Genomic DNA, 19,979 nt, shown 5'->3' with positions numbered 1-19,979 from the left:
CCGTCGTCAGCCCCGGCGATCGGCGTCGCCGACGACCACCGCCCGCCGCAGGACGACGGACCCGGTGGGGGGTTGTTCCGCACTCGACCGCCCGGCGGCCAGCAACTCCTGGCCGAAGACCGGCCAGCGGTCCGCGAGGTCGGCCGCCGGGGCGTCCGGTGACGCCTCCGGCAGCGCCGCCTCCGCTGCCGGCCGTCGCCAGGCCATCTCGGGCCGGGCCAACGGTCGGCCGAGAACACCCACCGCGCCGCCCCAGGTCGCCGCCGCGGGCTCGGGCTGGGCCGTGGACGTCGGCACCTGCTCGGGCTGGTCCGGAACGTCCGTCACCACCGGGTTGGGCTGGGTGACGGCATCCTCGATCCGGGTCGGCTCGGCCGCCGCCGTCGCGGACGCGCCCCCGGTGCCGACCGGCGTTCGTTCGGCCGTCGTACTTGTGACCGTCGTACTCGCGGCCGGCTGACTGTCGACCGGCCGGCTGTCGACGGGCTCGTGGTCGACAGTCATGCCGTCGACCGTCCGGCCCTCGACGGTCCTGCCGGTCGCGCCCGACTCACCCGAGCCCGGGCTCTGCCGGCGGTGCCGTCCGGGTGGCCCGGACTTGTCCTCGACGAGGGCGCTGACCAGCTCACGAATGACAGCGCCCTGGGCGCCCGCCCTCGTCACCGGCAGCGCCAGGGCGTCCGGGGTCGCGCCCGGCACCAGGGCCGGTTGCGCACTGCTCGGCCGGTGGTCCGTCCGGGACACCGCGCCGATCACCACGACACCGGCGAGCGGAAGCCCGAGCTGTTGCACGAGTCGGGCCGCCCGGGTGCTGTCGTCCAGGTTCGTCCGACCGGAGCGGACGACGAGCAGCACACCGTCCGCGTGCTGGGCGAACGCCGAGATCTCGCGCCCGGCCAGGATGGGCGGGGCGTGGACGAGCACGCAGTCCTCGTCCTCACCCAGCGCGTTGAGCAGCCCACCCAACTCGTTCAGGGCCTCCGTGTCGGCGCCCTCGCGGGGCTCGGCCGGCAGCACGGTGAGGGTGGGGAAGTCGGCAAGGCGCACCGGAGGGCACTTCTGGGTCAGGACCTGCTGCCACGTGTGCGGCGCATCGGGAAAGTGGCCGGACAGCACCGGATCGCGTACCGCCCCGTCCACGAGCGTGGCCCGGCAGTGCTCGTCGGCCATGCCGAGACCGAGGAGGGCGGTCACCAACGCCTTTCCGTCGTCGTCGTGGGCGCTGGTGACGAGCAGCCGTCGACGGGGCAGGGGGGCGGTGAGCACGCTGAGCGTCGAGATCGCGGCGCGTACCGCGTCGGCGACGTCGCCGCGCCGGTACAGCGCGGAGGCGTGATGGCGGGCGAAGCGGCGCGGCAGCTTCGGTAGCACCCCCACCACCGGCAGACCCAGGCGCGCCTCGATCTGACCGATGTCGCGCAGGCGACTGTCGAACCGGTCGCGCAGGATGGTCGCGCCCCAGCCGGCCAGCAGGCCGGCCAGGGCCCCGAGCACGCCGTTGAGCAGCGGTTTCGGGAAGGCCGGCCGGGTCGGTGCGCTGGCGGTGTCGAGGACCCGGGCGTTGATGCTCGTGGTACCGCCCATGTCCAGTCGACCCAGCTGTTGACTGACGGCGTGGGAGGCGGCGTTCGCGATCGCGGCGGCCTGCGTACCGGTGCCGGCGCTCGCGTGCACGGTGATGATCTGAAGACCGAGTTCGTACTCGCCGCTGACGTGACCCAGCACCGCCCGTTCGGGCAGTTGCAGGGAACGCGCCGCCTCCAGCGCCACCTCCCGGGACCCGACCAGGCGGGCGATGGTGGGCGTGAGGGTCTGCGCGAGGGCCAGGTCCGCCGGTTTGTCCACGTCGGTCTGCTCGGCGCTGACCAGCACGGAGGCCTCCGCCTCGTAGCGGGCCGGAAGAAGCTGGGTCACTCCCTGCGCCGCGGCCAGGCCCGCGCACAGGCCGAGCAGCGGTACGCCCACCCGGCGCCAGGAGGCACCGAGCAGACCTTTGACATCTATCGACGCGCTCATCAGGCGATCGCCTCTCTTGTTGAATGCCCGGCCTCGGCGGGCGCTGTGCGGAGGGACCGGGCCGGGGACCGCAGTCCGCGCCAGGTAGTGCAGAGGGTCTCGGCGATCCGGTCCCAGCCGAACTCGGCGCCGGCGCGGGCCAGCCCTCGGTTGGCCAGTTGGCCGCAGAGGGCCGGGTCGTCGCGAAGTCGGGCGAGGCGGGCGGCGAGTGCGGGGACGTCACCGGCCGGAAAGACCAGACCGGCATCGCCCACCACGTACGGGATCTCGCCGACGTCACTGCCCACGACGGGTACGCCACAGGCCATCGCCTCGACCAGCACCCGGCCGAACTGTTCGCGCAGCGGGATGCCGATCCACGGCAGGGTGTTGCGCTGCACCACCTCGACCGACGGCATCGCCAACACGTCCATGTCGTTGAGCAGCGCCGGCAGGTCGGCGTGCCCGGCCCAGCCGTGCCGGTGCACCCGGCCTGGTCGGCGTTCGGCGGCCCGCTCGATCTCGGCGCTGAGGCTGCCGTCCCCGACGAGCGACACGTCGCAGTCGATCAGTTCGGCGGCCCGCAGCAGGTCGACCACACCCTTGTGCGGCTCGAACCGCCCGACGAACCCGACGGTGAACGGGCGGGCTGCCGCACCGGTGGGCAGCGGCTGGAACATCCGGGTGTCCACGCCGAGCGGCACGATCGTGGCGGGGCCCCGGTAACCCTTGACCCGCAGCACGTTCAGCGCCGCGGGCGTGATCGGGAAGGCGTGGTTGACGGACAGGTAGGACTGCCGCTCGATCCGGGGGAACGGCACCGGGAACCGGGTCACCACGTTCTGCGCGGCGTACAGCGTGGTGGGCACCCCGGCCCAGCAGCGTTGACGCAGCCGCAAAGCCTGCCAGGTGGTGAGGTACGCGGCCTCGCCGATGACGTGCAGGATGTCCGGGCGGGCGGTGGTCACGTCGTGCTGGCCGGGCAGCCGGAACAGCACCGAGGCCATGTGCCCGGTCAACGACTCACCGAGCAGGTGCGGAACGACGTGGTAGCGCAGCCGGTGGTGTCGGCGGGCCAGTCGGGCCAGTTCCCGTCGGGTCGCCGGGGACACGTCCGCGGCGAGCACGGTGAGGGTGACGTCCGGCTGTTCGCACAGCACGTCGAACAGGTCGGTCCAGTGCTCGGTGCGCTTGCCGACGACAGTGGTCAGGACGTGCATCACGCTCCTCCTCTCGTTTCGGGTCGGGTGACAGCGATTCGGCCGACGCGGGTCCAGGCCCGCAGCCGGGCGGTCCCGGCTCGGGGTTGCAGTGGCATCCGCGCCCCGGCCAGTCCGATACCGATCAGTGCGCGCAGCAGCACCACGCCGCGTACCGCGCGCAGGGTGCCGGCTCGGTGGCGGGCGAAGAACCGCAGCATGCTGCGGTACAGGTGGGGCCAGATCCAGGCCGGGTCGGAGCTGCTCGCCCCGCCGGAGTGCACGGCGGTCACCGAGGGCACGTAGAGCACCTCGGCGCCGCGCCGGGCGGCCTGGAGGCACAGTTCCTCGTCCTCGTAGTACAGGAAGTAGCCCTCGTCGAGGCCACCGATCGCCACGAACAGCTCACGGCGCACCGCCAGGCAGGCTCCGGACAGCCAGTCCACCGCGACCGGCGTCGCCCCTCGCACACACGCGTCGTACGCGGCCCGCCGCTGTCGGCCGCTGAGCAGCCGCCGTAGCGGGACCGGCACCAGCGCCCCACCGAAGCGGCTGGCGAGCACCGTGACGAGGGATTCGAAGCGGTGGGCGCTGATCGCGACCCGACCGTGCGCGTCGATGAGCCGTGGTCCCGCGATGCCCACCGACGGTCGGTCGTGGAGCACCCGGACCAGTTCCGCGACAGTGCCGGGGGCGACCACGCAGTCCGGGTTGACCAGGAGTACGACGTCGGTGTCGACCCCGGCGGCGGCCCGGTTCACGGCGGTGGCGAACCCGCTGTTCGTGGGGCTGGCGAGGACCGTCACCTCGGGGAAGTGGCGCCGGACGAGGTCGACGGTGCCGTCGGTGGAGGCGTTGTCCACCAACCGCACCGGCACCTGCGCGCGCCGCAGCGCGCTCAGGGCGGCGACGATCTGTCGCGCCGAGTTGTGGGTGACCACCACTGCTGTGGCGTCGGCCGCGATCATGCCGCCACCCCCGTTCGGGTGAGGGCGCCCCGCAGCAGCGGCGGCCGGGCGAGTCGCCGCAGCCGCGCGTGCTCATGGTGTGCCGTGAGGAGGGTCAGCGCCGGCAGCAGGCCCAGCTCCCAGTGCCCGTCGGTGGGTGCCGCGAACAGGGCGGCGGCCAGGAAGCCGCAGGACAACGCCGCGAACGGCAGCGCGATCCCGTCGCGACTGCGCAGACCGACGCGGATGCTGCGCACGATCGGCCAGAGGACCAGCAGCAGCCCGACCAACCCGAGGTTGGCGAGGACTGTGACGTAGAAGGCGTGGTAAACCGGCCCGACGTCGGTGAAGGTGAACCCGGACAGGTAGATGTCCGGAGTGGTCTGTCCGAGGCCCGCCCCGACCAGCGGCTGGTCGGCGAAGACCCCGAGGCCCACCTCGGACTCCACCCCGCGGTAACCGGCGGACTGCTCGAAACCCTTGGTGATCTCTGTGGCCCGCTCGCGTACCCCCGGTTGCAGGGCGAGGAACGCGGCCACCGCGACCGCCGCCGCGGCGGTCGCGGCCAGGCCGGTCCGGATCGTGCGCCCGCCGCGGACCAGCATGATCAGCCCGGTGAGCGCCGCGGCGAGCCAGATTCCCCGGTACGACGCGAGGAGCACGTCGACGGCGAAGAACCCACCGAGCAGGAGCGCACCGGCCCGACGCCAGCCCCGCACCCGGCCGGCGATCCAGATCAACGCGGGGATCGCCATGAGCGTGATGAGCCCGCCGTGCCGCCCCGGTGTCGTCACCGAGATGGCGGTGAAGGCCCCGGCCAGCACCACGTACAGGATGCCGGCGGCCAGGATCCGACGGGGCGTGGTGAGGGTGTGGGTGGCGACGAAGAAGTACACCGGGATCGTGGCCACCTGGTACGCGGCGACAAGCACCTCCGCCGGGAGGTTGCCGACGGCCAGGCCGTAGGTGGCCGCCACGACTGTCAACCCGACCAGGACCAGCATCCCCACGTCGGCGGCGGTGCGCCGGCTGCGCGTCTCCACCCCGAGCCAGTGACGGACGGCCAGCGCCGCGCCGCCGGCGGCCAGCAACAGCACCTTCACCGCGATGTAGCCGCGCACGTCACCGCCGCTGAGCAGAGCGCCGACCACGGCGCCGCCGATGATGCCGACCGGCAGCACGGCCCAGGGCCAGAGCAGGAACGCACCGGCACACAACACACCGATGGCGGCAGCCAGGCCGACCGGTCCGGGCAGCAGGGTGACCCCGGTCACCACTCCGCCCAGGGCGGCGCCGGCGAGCACCACGCCGGGGGCGACGACAGGCACTCTCATCGCGGCAGCCCCGCCAGCAGGGATCGCAACTGGACGCCCCGCGCCGACCAACTGTTGCGGGTGGCGACCTCTCGGCGTCGGGCGGCGGCGTCCGGCGCGTCGGCGCGCTCCAGCGCGTCGGCCAGCGCCGCGGCGAAACTCGCCGGATCGTCGGCGAGGGCGATGGTGTCGCCCAGTGCCCGCAGCGCCGGCAGAGGTGTCGCGACGACGGGCTTGCCGAGAGCCAGGTATTCGTAGCACTTCTTCGGGTGCACGTAGTCGATCAGCCCGCCGACCCGGTAGGGGATGATGGTGACGTCGCAGGCCCGCAGGATGCCCGGGACGTCCGCGAAGCGGACGCTGTCGACGAGCTCCACGTTGGACAGGCCGGTGAGCGGGGCACGGCCGGCCCGGGTGGACGGGCCGATCAGCACGAACGTCCACTCGGGGTGCGCCCGTGCCACAGTGGCGACGAGGTCCGCGTCGAAGGCCCGGGTGTCGACAGCCCCGCTGTAGCCGATCAGTGGTCGGCGCAGGCTGAGCAACCACGGCGCGACCGGGCCGTCCGGCGAGAAGCGGTCCGGGTCGCATCCGTTGGCCAGCACCACCGGCGCCGGGTCCGACGCGGGCATCCGGTCCGGCAGCGCGGCCGAGGAGGCGAGGACGAGGTCGGCGGCTCCGACCGCGGAGCGCAGCGCGCGGCGCAGGTGCGGACGGTTCCAGGGCCGGGTGAACGTCCAGTCCAGGTCGGTGGCGTCGTAGACGACGGCGGACGCGTCCAGCCGGGCGGCGACCGGCGCGGCCAGGTCCTCGTCCAGCCACAGCAGGCGGACGGACGCCGCCTGCCTCCGGAACCACCGGCGCAGGACGCGCGCGGCGAGCCAACGGTTCACCCGGTTGACCGGGGGCAGGTGCCGACCGAACGGCAGAAGCGCCGGCCCCGCGCACTGCCACAGACCGTCGGCCACCTGCTGAATCTGGACCCGCCAGCGGGGGAGGTGCCCGGCCGGGTCGACGAAGAGCACCCGGTGGTCGACGGTCAGCTCACGGGCCAGCGCGTGCTGACGGTGGGCGCCGTTCGCCCACGGCGTACCACTGAAGATGACCACCCAGTCGCGGTCCTCGGCGGGCGGCGGCACGATCGCCGGGGCCGCCGACCGCACGGCGGTGGTGTGCTCAGCCACGGCCAGACCGTTCCATCGGCCGTGGTGCACCGGCGGGCAGCAACTCGTCCTCGCCGAGGCGGCCGAGCACCGGGCGGGCACGCTCGTCGTCGAGTCGCAGCAGACGGGCGCCGGCGTGCCGGTCCAGCCAGCCCCGTAGTGCGCCGGCCGCGATTCGCCGGTTGATCCAGTTGAGCAGCGGCACCGCATCACCAAGCGGCAGTGCGGTCGGTGCGACGGCGTGCCAGGCCTCCGAACCGATGGGCGTCACCTCGCACCGCCAGCGCGGCCGGCGTCCCGGCGGGTCCACGAAGAGCAACCGTTGCCCGGGCGCCAACTGCCCCAGCACCGTCGAGTGCCCGTCGACGGACCATCGGGTCCGGCTGAACAGCACCACCCAGTCGCGGGTGTCACCGTCGGGCAGCGGGCCGACGTCGCCGCGCAGCGCGGCGAGCAGATCGCCCAGGCCCAGCTGTACGGATCGACCGAAGAGTCGCTTGACCAGGTGGTCGGCGAGCAGCGCGGCCCGGAACACCGGCAACCGGTACCGGGGCTGAGTCATCCGTAGATACCCGACCAGGCTGCCCAGCAGGTGCCGGAAGCGGATGGTCGGCCCGAGCAGCCGACATGACGCGCCCCGGCTGTGTGTCACCACCGCGTCCGGGAGCATCCACAGCTGGTGGCCGGCCTGGTCGAGTTGCCGGGCGAGGACCGCGTCGTTCCAGTAGACGGGGAACGTCTCGTCGAAGATGGTCTGCTGTCCGAGCACACTGCGGCGCAGCAGCATGCAACTGCCCGAGGCGAGTTGCCGGGGCCGGCTGAAGTCCTCGCCCCGCATCTGGAACCGGTGCAGCGCCTGCCGGAACCCGGGCAGTCGGCGCAGCGCGGTCACCAGCGCGATGGTGGCGACGAAGCTGGGCTGTTGGACGTAGTGCTGCTGGAAGGTGCCGTCCGGGTTGAGGTACAGCGGGCTGACCCCCGCCACGTCCGGCCGTTCCCGCAGGTGGTCGAGCATCCGGGTCAGCGCGCCCGGGTGGAACCGGATGTCGCTGTTGAGTAGCAGGATCAACTGCCCGTTCGCCCGGCGGTACGCCTGGTTGACGGCGGCGGCGAACCCGGTGTTGTGGTTGTTGCGGATCAGTCGGACCCGGGGCTGGGCGGCGAGCAGGTCGGCCGAGCCGTCGGACGAGCCGTTGTCGACGGCCACCACCTCGTAGTCCAGCTCGGGGTCTGCTGTCGACGCCAGCGACTCCAGACACTGCCGGGTCTGTTCGCGGGTGTTCCAGCTGACCAGCAGCACCGACAGCAGCGGGGCGCCCATCACGACACCACCCGGTCGTCACGGCGGGCGAAGATCCGCAGCAGGTCACCGAGCTGCGGGTGGGTGACCCTGGGCGAGCGGCTGGCGGCGACGTCGGCGACCAGCAGGTCCCGCGCGTTGCGCAGCCGCGCCGCCGGCTGCCAGTAGAACCGGGAGAAGACCGTGTCGTGGGAGATCACCCGGAAGCCGGACTCCACGAGCATCCGGCTCAACGTGTCCGGGGTGAAGTGCCAGCGGTGGTACGCGGGGGCGATCGCGGGCCAGTCGGTGCCGAGCCGGTGGGCGGCGGCGGAGGCGATGTTCGGTACCTCGAGAGCGAGCCAGCCGCCGGGGGTGAGGGTGGTGTGGGCGGCGCGGAGGAAGGCGCGGGGGTCTTCGACGTGTTCGAGGACGTGGAAGGCGCAGACGACGTCGGCGGTGAGTGTCGGTGCGATGGTCTCGAAGTAGCCCTGGCGTACGGGCATGTGGAGGTGGTCGCGGGCGAAGCTGGCGGCGGCGTGGCTGACCTCGATGCCGCTGGCCGCGATCCCGGCCTGGTGGGCGGCTTCGAGGAAGTAGCCTCCGGCGCAGCCGGCTTCCAGCAGGACCGTGGGTCGGACGCCGGACAGCAGCCAGCGCAACCGCCGACTCGCCTCGAACCGGCGCTGACCCGCGGAGGCGAAGTAGTCCTGGTACCCGTCCGTCGTGTAGTACGCCTCGTCGTACAGCTCCTCCGGGGCCGGGGCGCTGCCCGCGGTCCAGACGAAGCCGCAGTCCGGGCAGCTCCACAGCAGCTCGCCGAGGGTCGGCGTGTGCCCACCGGCGCGGCCGCAGAGCTGGCAGCGGACCAGCTCGATCCCATCGAGTTTCATCAGGTGCTCCGTCCGGTTCGTGGCGCCCGGGCGATCACCCGGAGCAGGTCGCCGAGGCGTGGGTGGGTCAGCCGCGGTGAGCGGAGCCCGAGCACGTCGGCGGGAAGAAGATGTCGGGCGTGCCGCAGTCGGTAGGCGAGCGGCATGTAGTACCGGAAGACGGTGGTGTCCTGCCGGACCACCTCGAAGCCGAGGTCGCTCACCAGTCGGACCAGGGTGTCGGGGGTGAAGTGCCAGCGGTGGTAGCGCGGCTGCAGGCCCGGCCAGTCGGTGCCGAGCCGGTGCGCGGCGGCGGAGGCGATGTTCGGTACCTCGAGGGCGAGCCAGCCGCCGGGGGTGAGGGCGTTGTGCGCGGCGTGCAGGAAGGCGCGGGGGTCTTCGACGTGTTCGAGGACGTGGAAGGCGCAGACGACGTCGGCGGTGAGTGTCGGTGCGATGGTTTCGAAGTGACCCTGGCGTACGGGCATGTGGAGGTGGTCGCGGGCGAAGCTGGCGGCGGCATGGCTGACCTCGATGCCGCTGGCAGTGATCCCGGCGCGGTGGGCGGCTTCGAGGAAGTAACCACCGGCGGGACCGGCTTCCAGCAGGACCGTGGGGCGAACGGTGGACAGCAGCCAGCGCAGCCGCCGCCGTGCCTCGAACCGGCGTGGCGCGGCCCGGAAGTAGTCGTCGTAGCCGCCCTCGGCGAAGTAGTCCTCGTCGTAGCGCCCGTCCTCGGCGGCCTGCTCCTGCGCGGTCCAGCTGAAGCCGCAGCCTTCGCACCGGCGCAGCAGCCCGCCGAGTCGGGGCAGGTGGGCCTGCCGTGGCCCACACAGCACGCACCGTGCGGTGCGGTGGTCGACGCTCATCGCGGACCGCCGGTGCTCGGCGACAGCACTGCTGTCGGCGCGCGCAGCAGCCGGTGCAGCCGCATCCGGTCGTTCGCGCCGACGTGTCCGCCGGCGATCAGCAGCGCGCCGGCGACGAGCACTGCCAGACCTGCCCGGGTGGACACCGCGAGGGCGGCGTCGAGTCGTCCCGGGCCGTCCGGCAGGAACTGACCGGCCGCCGCGGTGACCAGTCCGGCCGCGACGGCCGCGGCGAGCGGCGGCCAGATCGCCCGGGCCAGCGGGGCCAGCGGCCGGGCCGTGGCGGTGTGGAAGTGGACGAGGAAGTACCCGGTGCTGAGGACCACCGCCAGGGCTGTCGACAGCGGTACGCCGAGCGGCCCGCACAGCAGCAGCATCGGCACCGTGAGGGCCAGGTTGAGGACGACGGAGAGCAGCACGTACCGCGTCTCCAGGCCCGGTCGGCCCTCGGCGCGGGCGGCGATCGTCGCCGCCCCGGTGATGAGGTTGAGGGCGTACGCGGGCGCGAGGATCATGATGTTCGCCGCAGCCCAGGGGACCTGGTGGCCCAACCACAGCCGGACCAGCGGGTCGGCGCTGACCATCAGGGCCGCGGTGGCCGGGGCGAGGAACAGGGCGAGGTACCGGGTGGCGGCCAGGTAGAACCGGTCCAGCCAGCCGGTTCCCCTGGTGACAGTGCGGGCGACCGCCGCGGGGAACAGCACGATGAGGGCGAACCCGGGGGGCAGACGGAGCAGGTTGAGCAGGCGACTGCCCAGGTCGAAGCCGCCGGCCACGGCGGGGCCGAAGGCGCCACCGAGGACGAGGCGGTCGAGTTCCACGTTGACCATTCCGGCGCCGCTGGACACCTGCACCCGCAGGCCGTAGCCGCCGATCCGGCGGAGGTCGGCCCGGTCGGTCCGTCCCCATCGCGGGGACAGGTCCGGGCACTGGCGGTGGGTCGTCGCGGCGAGCAGGAGCGTACGGATCAGCCCGGTGGCGGCGGCCGAGGCGGCCAACGCCACCAGACCACCGCCGAGGCGGACCACGAGGATGGCGAGCGCCGCCCCGAGGATCGCGGTGCCGGCGCTGATCGCGGCGAGTGACCCGTACCGCTGGCCGCCTTCGAGCACGGCCCGCCACGGCAGTTCCACGGCGCCGGCCACCAGGCCGACGACCAGCCAGAGGGTGGCCTGCCACGCCTCGTCGGCCAGGTCACCGAGGCGCAGGAGCCCGACGAGCCACGGCCAGCACGTGCCGAGCGCCCCCAGGGTGAGCAGGCCCAGCAGCACAGCCCAGCCGAGCCCCAGCCCGAGCAGCCGACGCACCAGATCCCGGTCGGCCGGGCTCTCGGCCCGGGCCACCTCGCGGACCAGCGCGGAGCCGAGTCCGAGGTCGATCAGGGCGGCCATCGCCAGCAGGCCGGCGAGCACGACCCAGATCCCGAACTCCCGCGGCCCGAGTCGCTGGTAGATGACCGGCACCGAGACCAGCCCGGACACCGCCATGATCACCCGCGCGGCCAGCATGCTTGCCGTGTTGCGGGTGACCCGGGTTTCGACAGCCTGTGCCGTACTAGCCACGGGGGAACCCCCGGAACAGCTCGACGACTGTCAGCAGGAGCAGGGCCAGGTCGACACGCATCGAGCGGCAGTTGAGGTAGAGCAGGTCACAGCGGAGCTTGTCCTCGACGGTGGCCGCGTACCCGCCGGTGAGCTGGGCGATGCCGGTCAGCCCCGGTCGGATCAGGTGCCGCAGGTCGTAGTCGGGCAGCCGGGCGAAGCCGGCGATGAACTCCGGCCGTTCCGGGCGGGGCCCGACGAGACTCATCTCGCCGCGCAACACGTTCCACAACTGGGGCAACTCGTCCAGCCGGGACCGTCGTAGCCAGCGGCCAAGTCGGGTGATCCGGACGTCGTCCGGCAGCGCCAGGACCGGGCCGGTGGCCTGCTCCGCGCCGACCCGCATGGTCCGGAACTTGACCACCCGGAACAGCCGTCCGCCCGCGCCGACGCGGTGCTGGAGGTAGAACGGTGGGCCGGTGAACGACACCACGGCGGCGATCACCGCGATCAGCGGGATCACCACGACGGCGCAGAGCAGGATCACGCTGAGGTCGAAGAACCGCTTCAGCCGCTCGCCCCGGGGTCGGCCGGCCCCCGATCCGAGCCGGATCCAGGGCAGGCCACCGAAGCGCGCCATCGCGGGCGCCCGCAGCAGGCCGTAGACAGGTCGGGCCAGCACCATGATCTCGACGCCGGCACTCATGCAGCTGGTGACGATGCGGTCGTCGATGCTCTCCAGGGAGTGCTTGAGCAACAGGAGCCGAGGACGGACCCTGGCCAGCACCCTCGCGAATTCCTCGGCGCAGGTGGGCACCGGGAGTCGGACGGCGACATCGAACTCGTCGTCGAGGCGGTCGGGCGTGGTGGCGGCATCGTTTGCCTCGAGCACCACCACGCGGGCCCGCCGTCTGTGCTGGTCGGGCCGGTTGGCCTGCTCGTAGCGGGCGAACAGCTCCTGGAGCTGCAGCGGTATCTCCGGGCGTTGCCGCGTCTCGGACCTCGGCGCCGTGGCAAGGTCGTGCGAGGTCGCGCTCTCGTTGCCCGGCTCCGGAGCTGAGTTCGGGGTCACGGGTTCCGGGGTCTTTCTCAACACGCCGACCTCCTTCTCCGTCACGTACAGCGAGGGCTCGGGGTGAGCACCCGGGGAGTAAGTTACTAGTCCCAAATGCCCCAATAGTCCCGGATGGGCAAAAACAGGACATCTAGCTCTGAACCTCCCATACCGGCTCGAAACATTGGGTGAAACATCCCTTTCGTAGGTATTCGGTGGGTTACGGTCGTGCCCGGTCGTCCGGTTGCTGCTGAGGGCCGACAACCCCGTCGTTGCAAGGAGTTCCACATGGACCAGCCAGTTGTTGCCGTCGGTGTCGAACCGCCGGTGGACCTGATTCCCGGACGCGTGCTCGTGACCGGGGGCGCCGGCTTCATCGGCAGCCACGTGGTAGCCCGGCTGATGCTGATGGGTAGCCAGGTCCGGGTGCTCGACAACTTCTCGACCGGCCGGATCGAGAACCTGGCCGACGCCGCGTACGGCGGGCTGACCGAGGCGGACGTCGTCTCGGGCGACATCCGTACGCCGGAGGGTGTCGAGGTCATCCACCAGTGGCAGCCGGACGTGGTGGTGCACCTCGCGGCACAGCCGAGCGTTCCCGCGGCCCGTCGCTCACCCCTGTACGACGCCGACGTGAACGTGTTCGGCACCGTCAACGTGCTGGACGCCTGCGCCCGCGCTGGCGTACGGCTGGTGATCAACGCGGCCAGCAGCGCCATCTTCGGCACCGTCGCGGCCCACGACCTGCCGGTCCGCGAGGACCACCCGATCGCCCCGGTGAGCCCGTACGGCGTCAGCAAGGCCGCCGGTGTGCACTACCTCGACTGGTACGGGCGTCAGCACGGTCTGGCGTACACCTCGATGGTCTTCGGAAATGTCTACGGCCCTCGGCAGGAGGGCAGCGACTGCGGCGTGGTGTCCCTGATGGCCGACGCGTTGCTCGGGGGTCGGCAGGTGGTGATCTACGACGACGGCACCCAGACCCGGGACTTCATCCACGTCAGCGACGTCGCCGAAGCGATCGCCGTCGCCTGTCACCACCCCGGGGTGGGGATGGTCAACATTTCCTCGGGTCGGCAGACGAGCGTGAACGAGGTCTATGACACGGTCCGGGAGGCGTCCGGCGTCGGCAACGCGGCCCGGTACGAGCCGCTGCCCTGGCCGGGCGAGGTGCGCCACATGGCGCTGGACACCAGGAAGGCGCGCGAACTGCTCGGCTGGTATCCGAAGATCGGCTTCACCGAGGGCGTACGGATGACAGTGCGCGACGCCCGCCGCCGCCACGCCGGAAGCCAGATCCTGTCCCCGGTGCGGGCGCTGGAGCAGAGCGTCAGCCACTGACCGCCCAGCCAGTAATTCCCGTCATCTGATCCGGATTTTCATTGATCAGTCTAACTCTTGCGGGTCGGCATCCACTACTGCCACGATGGCCGTCAATGCCTTCCGTCCCGAAGGAGTGGTCGTCATGGCGGTATCCCGCCGCAGGTTCGTCACATCGGTGCTGGCCGGGTCCGCCCTCGCCACCGCCTCCACCACCGAACTGCTCACCAGCCTGTCCAGCCCCGCGCACGCCGCCAGTCCCCCCGGGGACGTGGTCGGCAAGGTGACGGTCGGCTACCAGGGCTGGTTCAGTGCCCCCGGCGACGGCGCGCCGATCGGCGGATGGTGGCACTGGGGTCGCGACCGGTTCCAGCCGCCCTCACCCGCCAACACCACGATCGTGTCCTGGCCGGACATGCGCGAGTACACGCGCACCTATCCCACCGCGTACCCCAACCTGGGCAACGGCCAGCCGGCCACCCTCTTCTCCTCGTACGACCAGCAGACGGTGGACACCCACTTCCGCTGGATGCAGGAGAACGGCTGCGACACCGCCGCGCTGCAACGGTTCAACCCGACGGGCGACGAGGGCCCGACCCGCGACGCGATGACCCAGAAGGTCCGCTCGGCGGCCGAACGCCACAACCGCAAGTTCTACATCATGTACGACGTCACCGACTGGCTCACCTTCCAATCGGAGATCAAGACCGACTGGACGACCAACATGGCGGCGCACACCGCGTCCTCCGCGTACGCCCGGCAGAACGGCAAACCTGTCGTCTGCATCTGGGGGTTCGGCTTCAGCGAGCCCAGCCGTCCCTTCACCCCGGGCCCCTGCCTGGAGGTCATCAACTGGTTCAAGGCGCAGGGCTGCTACGTCATCGGCGGCGTGCCCACCTGGTGGCGGCAGGGCATCGAGGACTCCCGTCCCGGCTTCCTCGACGTCTACCACTCCTTCCACGCGATCTCCCCGTGGATGGTCTACCGGGCCAGGACCGTGGAGGAGTTGGACTCGTACTACAACAACGTGAACGTCGGCGACATGGCCGACTGCGCGGCGCGCGGCATCGACTACCTGCCCTGCGTGATGCCCGGCGACCTCGCCGGTGGGCACCGCAAGCACGGCGACTTCTACTGGCGACACATCTACAACATGGTCCGGCTCGGCTCGCAGGGCCTGTACGTGTCCATGTTCGACGAGTACAACGAGGGCAACCAGATCGCCAAGACCTCCGAGACCCAGGCCACCACCCCGGCCGGCGCGAACATCAGGGCCCTCGACGAGGACGGCGTGGCCTGCTCCTCCGACTACTACCTGCGGATCACCGCCGACGGCGGCCGGATGCTCAAGGGGCAGCTCGCGCTCACCGCCGTACGCCCCACGCCACCGATGGTCGGCACCCCACCCCCGACCGGCGGTGACCTCGCCGCCGGCCGGTCCACGTCGGCCAGCAGCCAGGGCGGCGGGTTCCCGGCGTCGAACGCGGTGGACTCGAACGCCGGCAGTTACTGGGAGAGCGGCGGCGGCTCCTTCCCGCACTGGTGGCAGGTCGACCTCGGCGCCAGCCACCAAGTCAACAAGCTCGTGGTGCGGCTGCCCGCCGGTTGGGGCGCACGCACCCAGACCATCACCGTGCAGGGCAGCGTCGACGGCAACTCCTTCGCCACCATCGCCGGGGCCTCCGCGTTCGCCTTCGACCCGGCGACCGGCAACACCGTCACCCGCACGCTGACGGCCAACACGGCCCGCTACGTCCGCCTCAGCATCAGCGCCAACACCGGCTGGCCGGCGGGCCAACTCGCCCAGGTCGAGGTGTACGCCGGGAGCACCGTCCCGGACAACCCGCCGAGCACCCCGAGCGGCCTCACCGTCACCGGCAAGACCTCGACGAGCGTGTCCCTGTCCTGGACGGCCTCCACCGACGACACGGGGGTGACCGGCTACCAGGTACGCCAGGGCGGCACCGTCGTCGCCACCGTCACCGGCACCACGGCGACGGTGAGCGGCCTCAGCCCGTCCACCGCGTACACCTTCACGGTCGTCGCCCGCGACGCCGCCGGCAACACCTCCAGCGCGTCCTCGGCGGTCACCGTCACCACTGACGCCGCGGCCAACTCCGACCTGGCCCGGGGTCGATCCACCAGCGAGAGCAGCCACGTCCAGAGCTACGGTTCGGGCAACGTGGTCGACGGTGACGCGAACAGCTACTGGGAGAGCAACAACAGCGCGTTCCCGCAGTGGGTGCAGGTAGACCTGGGTTCTTCGCGGACGGTCGGGCGGGTGGTGTTGAAGCTGCCGCCGTCGTCGGCCTGGGGTGCTCGGACGCAGACCCTGTCCGTGCAGGGCAGCACCGACGGAAGCAGCTTCGGCACGCTCGTCGGCTCAGCGGGGCGGACCTTCGACCCGGCCAGCGGCAACCAGGTGACGTTGACCTTCACTGCCGCGCAAACCCGCTACGTGCGGATCACCGTCACCGGAAACACCGGCTGGCCGGCCGGGCAACTGTCCACTGTCGAGGCCTACGCAAGCTGACGAATCGCCTCGTCGACCCGCACGGCCTCGTCGATCATGGAGTTGTGGTGGGCTACAAAAGCCTCCTAGAGCCTCAAATCAGGCACCACAACTCCATGATCGACCGGCTCGGCCCGCGATCTTGCACTTTCTGTCCTGGCCAAAGGGGCGCTCTGCGCGAATGGATATCCGTAACTGCAAGATCGGCGCGAAGCTGGCCACGGCCACGGCCACGGGCTTAGCTGACAGACGTGCGGCGGCGTACGTCGTCGGCTGGGTTGATGGTGCGGATCGGGTTGGGTACCTCGCCTCGGGGCTGCCACTCTCTGGGGTAGCCGAGGGAGACCTCCTCGAAACGGACCCCGTCGTGGAACGTGGTGCGGGGGATGTGCAGGTGCCCGTAGACCACTGTGGCGGCGTCGAAGCGCAGGTGCCAGTCGCCGGTGCGCACGGTGCCGCACCACTGGGCGAAGACCGGGTACCGCAGGACGTCGGTGGGTTCCCGCACCAGCGGGTAGTGGTTGACCAGCACCGTTGGCAGGGCCCTGTCGCGTTCGGCCAGTCGGCGTTCGGTTTCGGCGACCCGGGCCGCGCACCAGGCCTCCCGGCTCGGGTACGGGTCGGGGTGCAGCAGCGCCTCGTCGGTGCACACCACCCCTGCCTCGTACGCCAGGGCCAGTGACTCCTGCTGGGTGCGCGCCTCGGGCACCCGGAACGTGTAGTCGTAAAGCACGAAGAGGGGGGCGATGGTGGCCGGGCCGCCGTCACCGTCCCAGACCGGGTACGGGTCCTCCGGGGTGAGCACCCCCAGCCGTCGGCACATCCGCACCAGTTCGAGGTAGCGTTCCTCGCCGCGCAGCGTGACCGGGTCACGCGCTGGCGTCCACAGCTCGTGGTTGCCCGGCGCCCAGACGACGCGGGCGAACCGGCTGCTCAGCAGCCCGAGCGCCCACTCGATGTCGGCGAACTGGTCGGCGACGTCCCCGGCGACGAGCAGCCAGTCGCCGTCGTTGTCCGGGTGCAACTCCTGCACGAACGCGCGGTTCTGCGGGTGGCCGACGTGCAGGTCGCTGACAGCGCGCAGCCGGGGCGGAAGGCTCACCACCCGAGGCTAGGCCGTCGGGACCGATGACGACACCCCTGTCGCGCGAGTGGGCACGTCAGCAGAACCAGCCGTCCTGCACCCAGCCGCGCCGGTTGATGTGCCCGTAGGCGAAGCCGTAGACGTAGCCGCCGCTGCGGGGGCCCTCGACCAGGAACGTCTGACCCTGGTAGAGGGTGCCCATCCAGGCGCCGACGGGCTGGGTGCGGACGAACAGGTCACCCGCGCACACCGTCTCCCGTTGACCGATCGTGCCGTTGGCGGCCTGAGCGGGGGCTGGCAGGGCGACTGTCGCGGCGACGATCGCGGCGAGCAGGCCGGCGAGTGCCCGACGTCGGGTCACCACGAGTCGTACCCGCCGATGCACTCGGCGCGCAGGTAGCCCCAGTCGTTGGGGCCGAAGTCGAAGGACGCGGCCCATCCGTTGTAGACCGGGTGCGCCCCCGGCGTGTGGCCGATCTTGTTGCCGTAGGCGAGGGTGCGCTTCAAGCCGGTGGGCCCGCCGGCCGAGTCGTAGTTGGCGTAGAAGCTGGCGCTCTGGCAGACCACTATGGCGTGCCGTGGCACCACCGGGTCGGCGTGGGCCGGTGTGGCGCCCAGTGCGACAGTGGCCGCTCCGATGGCCAACGCGGCGGCCGTCGCTCGCTTTCGTAGGGGCATGCCCACCTCCCGTACGCCGAAACTTTTCTACCGGCGAGCGTACCGATAGCGTCGATAAATGTCGATGGGGAGGCGGGTGGGCGAGTGGGCGGCCGAGGCGCCTTCGGTGGCCCGCATATCCGGCGGCCGGGCGGGAAAGCGCGGGGCGTCCGACAGCCCGAGACCGGAGCAGGAGACAAACATGCCTTTCATCACCGTGGGAACGGAAAACTCCGCGCCCATCGACCTGTACTACGAGGATCACGGTTCCGGTAAGCCGGTGGTGCTGATCCACGGCTTCCCGTTCAACGGCGCAACCTGGGAGAAGGAAACAAGGGCGCTGCTCGACGCCGGATACCGGACAATCACCTACGACCGGCGCGGATACGGCAACTCCGCCCAGCCGGCGTTCGGGTACGACTACAACACGTTCGCGGCGGACCTGGACGTGTTGATGACCGAACTGGACCTCAACGACGTGACGCTCGTGGGTCACTCGATGGGCACCGGCGAGGTCATCCGGTACCTGGGCAACTACGGCTCGCAGCGCGTCAGCCGGGCCGTGGTGCTCAGCCCGCTGCAACCGATGCTGGCCAAGGCGAACGACAACCCGGAGGGCGTCGACCGGAAGCTCTTCAAGGGCTTCCAGGACGCCATCATCAAGGACCGCTTCGCCTACCTGACGTCGTTCTGTGACGCGTTCTTCAACCCGGACCAGAACATGGGCAAGCGGGTCAGCGAAGAGGCGTACCGGGCGCACTGGCAGATCGGCGCGATGGCCTCCGGTAAGGCAACCCACGACAGCGTGGACGCCTGGCAGGAGGACTTCCGCCAGGACCTGCCGAAGATCAACATTCCGGTGCTGATCGTGCAGGGTGACCAGGACCGGGTGCTGCCGTATCCGGTGACCGGTCAGCGGCTCGCGCCGATGATGCCGACCGGCCAGCTCATCACCCTCAAGGGCGCGCCGCACGGTATTCCGTGGACCCACGCCGACGAGGTCAACAAGGCGATCATGGACTTCATGAAGCAGCCCGCGAAGGCTCGCGCCTGACCCGTGCCGGTAGCCGATCGGACGCCCGCGCCCTGAGGCGCCGCGACACCCGGCCCACGGTTCGCACCGGGGCCGGGTGTCCTCGTCGGTCAGGGTCGGCGGGCCACCACCGCGCCGTTGGCGCCCGGCGCGTCGAACGGCACGGTACGCACGTCGACGAAGCCGGCGTCGGTGAGCCAGGCCGCGTACTCGGCCCCCGAGTAGTTCCGCCCGCCCTCGGTCTCCACAAGCATGTTCATTCCCATCAGGGCCGCCTCCGGCGGCCCGGTGCGGTCGTCGTTGAGCAGCAGCTCGCAGACGACGATCGCCCCGCCGGGCGGCAACGCCGCGTGGCACCGGGCCAGCAACGCCCTGTTGGTGGGCTCGTCCCAGTCGTGCAGGATCATGCTGAGCAGGATGACGTCGTGCCCGTCGGGCAGCGCCGGGTCGGCGAGGAAGTCACCGGCCACGGCGTCGATCCGCCCGGTCAGGCCCGCCTCCGCGATCCGCTCCCGGGCCCGGACGCACACGTGCGGCAGATCCAGGACCGTCGCCCGCAGCTCGGGCAGGCGGCGGCAGAACTCGATCGGGAAGGCCCCGGCACCGCCACCCACGTCGAGCAGCCGGCGGTGCGTGGAGAAGTCGTACGCGTCGGCCAACGCGCTGGCGGTGAAGCTGGACGTGGAGAACATCGCGTCCCAGAACTGCGCCAGCATCTCCGGGTCGGCGGTGTCGAACATCGACTGTTGGGTCTCCGGGTCCCAGGTCAACGGCCGGTCAGTGCGCAAGGCCTCGCCGATACGGTGCCAGGGCAGGTAGGTGCGCAGATCCGAGTAGCGCACCTGCGCACCGAAGTAGTAGGGGCGACCCTCGACCAGGAACTGCTCCGCCAACTCGGAGTTGCGGTATCCGTCGCCGGCCTTCTCGAGCAGGCCGAGCGAGGCGCTGGCGGCCAGCAGCAGGTCCGCGGGTCGGTCGGGCAGCCCGAACTCGGCTGCGGCCTGCTCGACGGTCATCGTCCGCCCGCCGGCCAACCGGGTGAACAGGCCCAGCTCGACGCCGGCCGCGAGGGTCTTGAAGCCCCACACACCGGCCACCAGGCTCATCAGGGGAGTCGGAGTGATCACCACGACATGAGATC

At 71.4% G+C, this 19,979-nt stretch carries 17 protein-coding genes; 3 read left to right on the top strand and 14 right to left on the bottom strand.

Features of this window, described 5'->3' with window-relative positions:
* Positions 1-6: 6 nt before the first annotated feature.
* The 10 genes from ABZ406_RS15185 to ABZ406_RS15140 are packed head-to-tail and all read right to left on the bottom strand — an operon-like array spanning position 7 to position 12,274.
* Entirely contained in the window at positions 7-2,016 is a 2,010-nt protein-coding gene (locus tag ABZ406_RS15185; RefSeq protein WP_357760970.1) for a hypothetical protein, read from the bottom strand.
* The gene (locus tag ABZ406_RS15180; protein WP_357760968.1) at positions 2,016-3,215 is read right to left on the bottom strand and encodes a glycosyltransferase; all 1,200 of its coding nucleotides are present in this window, start codon (positions 3,213-3,215) and stop codon (positions 2,016-2,018) included. The genes ABZ406_RS15185 and ABZ406_RS15180 overlap by 1 nt, the downstream gene beginning before the upstream one ends.
* On the bottom strand, positions 3,215-4,162 hold the full coding sequence (locus ABZ406_RS15175) for a glycosyltransferase family 2 protein (RefSeq protein WP_357760965.1): 948 nt from the start codon (positions 4,160-4,162) through the stop codon (positions 3,215-3,217). Before ABZ406_RS15175 ends, ABZ406_RS15180 begins: the two co-directional genes overlap by 1 nt.
* Positions 4,159-5,475 carry a hypothetical protein gene (locus ABZ406_RS15170; RefSeq protein WP_357760962.1) on the bottom strand — a complete coding sequence of 439 codons (1,317 nt, stop codon included), beginning with the start codon at positions 5,473-5,475 and terminating at the stop codon, positions 4,159-4,161. The genes ABZ406_RS15175 and ABZ406_RS15170 overlap by 4 nt, the downstream gene beginning before the upstream one ends.
* Positions 5,472-6,638, bottom strand: coding sequence for a glycosyltransferase (locus ABZ406_RS15165; RefSeq protein WP_357760959.1), 1,167 nt, complete (start codon positions 6,636-6,638; stop codon positions 5,472-5,474). The genes ABZ406_RS15170 and ABZ406_RS15165 overlap by 4 nt, the downstream gene beginning before the upstream one ends.
* Entirely contained in the window at positions 6,631-7,938 is a 1,308-nt protein-coding gene (locus ABZ406_RS15160) for a glycosyltransferase family 2 protein (RefSeq protein WP_357760957.1), read from the bottom strand. Before ABZ406_RS15160 ends, ABZ406_RS15165 begins: the two co-directional genes overlap by 8 nt.
* A complete protein-coding gene (locus ABZ406_RS15155; RefSeq protein ID WP_357760954.1) occupies positions 7,938-8,789 on the bottom strand; it encodes a class I SAM-dependent methyltransferase in 852 nt (283 codons plus the stop codon). The genes ABZ406_RS15160 and ABZ406_RS15155 overlap by 1 nt, the downstream gene beginning before the upstream one ends.
* On the bottom strand, positions 8,789-9,637 hold the full coding sequence (locus ABZ406_RS15150) for a class I SAM-dependent methyltransferase (protein ID WP_357760951.1): 849 nt from the start codon (positions 9,635-9,637) through the stop codon (positions 8,789-8,791). Before ABZ406_RS15150 ends, ABZ406_RS15155 begins: the two co-directional genes overlap by 1 nt.
* Positions 9,634-11,199 (bottom strand): oligosaccharide flippase family protein, encoded by a 1,566-nt coding sequence (locus ABZ406_RS15145; protein WP_357760948.1) that lies wholly within the window; start codon positions 11,197-11,199, stop codon positions 9,634-9,636. The genes ABZ406_RS15150 and ABZ406_RS15145 overlap by 4 nt, the downstream gene beginning before the upstream one ends.
* Positions 11,192-12,274: a sugar transferase gene (locus tag ABZ406_RS15140; protein WP_357760945.1), complete on the bottom strand. Its 1,083-nt coding sequence runs from the start codon at positions 12,272-12,274 to the stop codon at positions 11,192-11,194. Before ABZ406_RS15140 ends, ABZ406_RS15145 begins: the two co-directional genes overlap by 8 nt.
* A gap of 246 nt (positions 12,275-12,520) precedes the next feature.
* Here ABZ406_RS15140 and ABZ406_RS15135 point away from each other — a divergent pair, with 246 nt between their 5' ends.
* On the top strand, positions 12,521-13,573 hold the full coding sequence (locus tag ABZ406_RS15135) for a GDP-mannose 4,6-dehydratase (RefSeq protein ID WP_357760942.1): 1,053 nt from the start codon (positions 12,521-12,523) through the stop codon (positions 13,571-13,573).
* Positions 13,574-13,697: 124 nt separating this feature from the next.
* Positions 13,698-16,085, top strand: coding sequence for a discoidin domain-containing protein (locus tag ABZ406_RS15130; RefSeq protein WP_357760940.1), 2,388 nt, complete (start codon positions 13,698-13,700; stop codon positions 16,083-16,085).
* Between the two features lie 217 nt (positions 16,086-16,302).
* Here the strand turns inward: ABZ406_RS15130 and ABZ406_RS15125 are convergent, their stop codons facing one another.
* From ABZ406_RS15125 to ABZ406_RS15115, 3 genes are read right to left on the bottom strand one after another with little or no spacing between them, the layout of a single operon-like run.
* Positions 16,303-17,166, bottom strand: a complete 864-nt coding sequence (locus ABZ406_RS15125) for a metallophosphoesterase (protein ID WP_357760937.1) — start codon at positions 17,164-17,166, stop codon at positions 16,303-16,305.
* Between the two features lie 58 nt (positions 17,167-17,224).
* Entirely contained in the window at positions 17,225-17,509 is a 285-nt protein-coding gene (locus ABZ406_RS15120) for a hypothetical protein (protein ID WP_357760934.1), read from the bottom strand.
* The gene (locus tag ABZ406_RS15115) at positions 17,506-17,826 is read right to left on the bottom strand and encodes a hypothetical protein (RefSeq protein ID WP_357760931.1); all 321 of its coding nucleotides are present in this window, start codon (positions 17,824-17,826) and stop codon (positions 17,506-17,508) included. Before ABZ406_RS15115 ends, ABZ406_RS15120 begins: the two co-directional genes overlap by 4 nt.
* 181 nt (positions 17,827-18,007) lie before the next feature.
* On the opposite strand from ABZ406_RS15115, the gene ABZ406_RS15110 reads away from it, so the two are divergent.
* The gene (locus ABZ406_RS15110) at positions 18,008-18,859 is read left to right on the top strand and encodes an alpha/beta hydrolase (protein ID WP_357760928.1); all 852 of its coding nucleotides are present in this window, start codon (positions 18,008-18,010) and stop codon (positions 18,857-18,859) included.
* An 89-nt stretch (positions 18,860-18,948) separates the two neighbouring features.
* Here ABZ406_RS15110 and ABZ406_RS15105 read toward each other — a convergent pair whose 3' ends face one another.
* Positions 18,949-19,965 (bottom strand): methyltransferase, encoded by a 1,017-nt coding sequence (locus ABZ406_RS15105; RefSeq protein ID WP_357760925.1) that lies wholly within the window; start codon positions 19,963-19,965, stop codon positions 18,949-18,951.
* Between the last annotated feature and the right edge of the window lie 14 nt (positions 19,966-19,979).

The organism is Micromonospora sp. NPDC005710, assembly GCF_040630995.1.
In the GTDB taxonomy this organism is placed as follows: Bacteria; Actinomycetota; Actinomycetes; order Mycobacteriales; family Micromonosporaceae; genus Micromonospora.
Note: the sequence above shows the minus strand (reverse complement) of the source record. Positions and strands in the feature narration are given on the sequence as shown.

Bases quoted from the DNA above. Each gene is read 5' to 3' on its own strand.
- ABZ406_RS15175 (WP_357760965.1), bottom strand. From the start codon at position 4,162: ATGATCGCGGCCGACGCCACAGCAGTGGTGGTCACCCACAACTCGGCG.
- ABZ406_RS15155 (WP_357760954.1), bottom strand. From the start codon at position 8,789: ATGAAACTCGATGGGATCGAGCTGGTCCGCTGCCAGCTCTGCGGCCGC.
- ABZ406_RS15110 (WP_357760928.1), top strand. From the start codon at position 18,008: ATGCCTTTCATCACCGTGGGAACGGAAAACTCCGCGCCCATCGACCTG.
- ABZ406_RS15135 (WP_357760942.1), top strand. From the start codon at position 12,521: ATGGACCAGCCAGTTGTTGCCGTCGGTGTCGAACCGCCGGTGGACCTG.
- ABZ406_RS15150 (WP_357760951.1), bottom strand. From the start codon at position 9,637: ATGAGCGTCGACCACCGCACCGCACGGTGCGTGCTGTGTGGGCCACGG.
- ABZ406_RS15185 (WP_357760970.1), bottom strand. From the start codon at position 2,016: ATGAGCGCGTCGATAGATGTCAAAGGTCTGCTCGGTGCCTCCTGGCGC.
- ABZ406_RS15160 (WP_357760957.1), bottom strand. From the start codon at position 7,938: ATGGGCGCCCCGCTGCTGTCGGTGCTGCTGGTCAGCTGGAACACCCGC.
- ABZ406_RS15180 (WP_357760968.1), bottom strand. From the start codon at position 3,215: ATGCACGTCCTGACCACTGTCGTCGGCAAGCGCACCGAGCACTGGACC.
- ABZ406_RS15170 (WP_357760962.1), bottom strand. From the start codon at position 5,475: ATGAGAGTGCCTGTCGTCGCCCCCGGCGTGGTGCTCGCCGGCGCCGCC.
- ABZ406_RS15115 (WP_357760931.1), bottom strand. From the start codon at position 17,826: ATGCCCCTACGAAAGCGAGCGACGGCCGCCGCGTTGGCCATCGGAGCG.
- ABZ406_RS15130 (WP_357760940.1), top strand. From the start codon at position 13,698: ATGGCGGTATCCCGCCGCAGGTTCGTCACATCGGTGCTGGCCGGGTCC.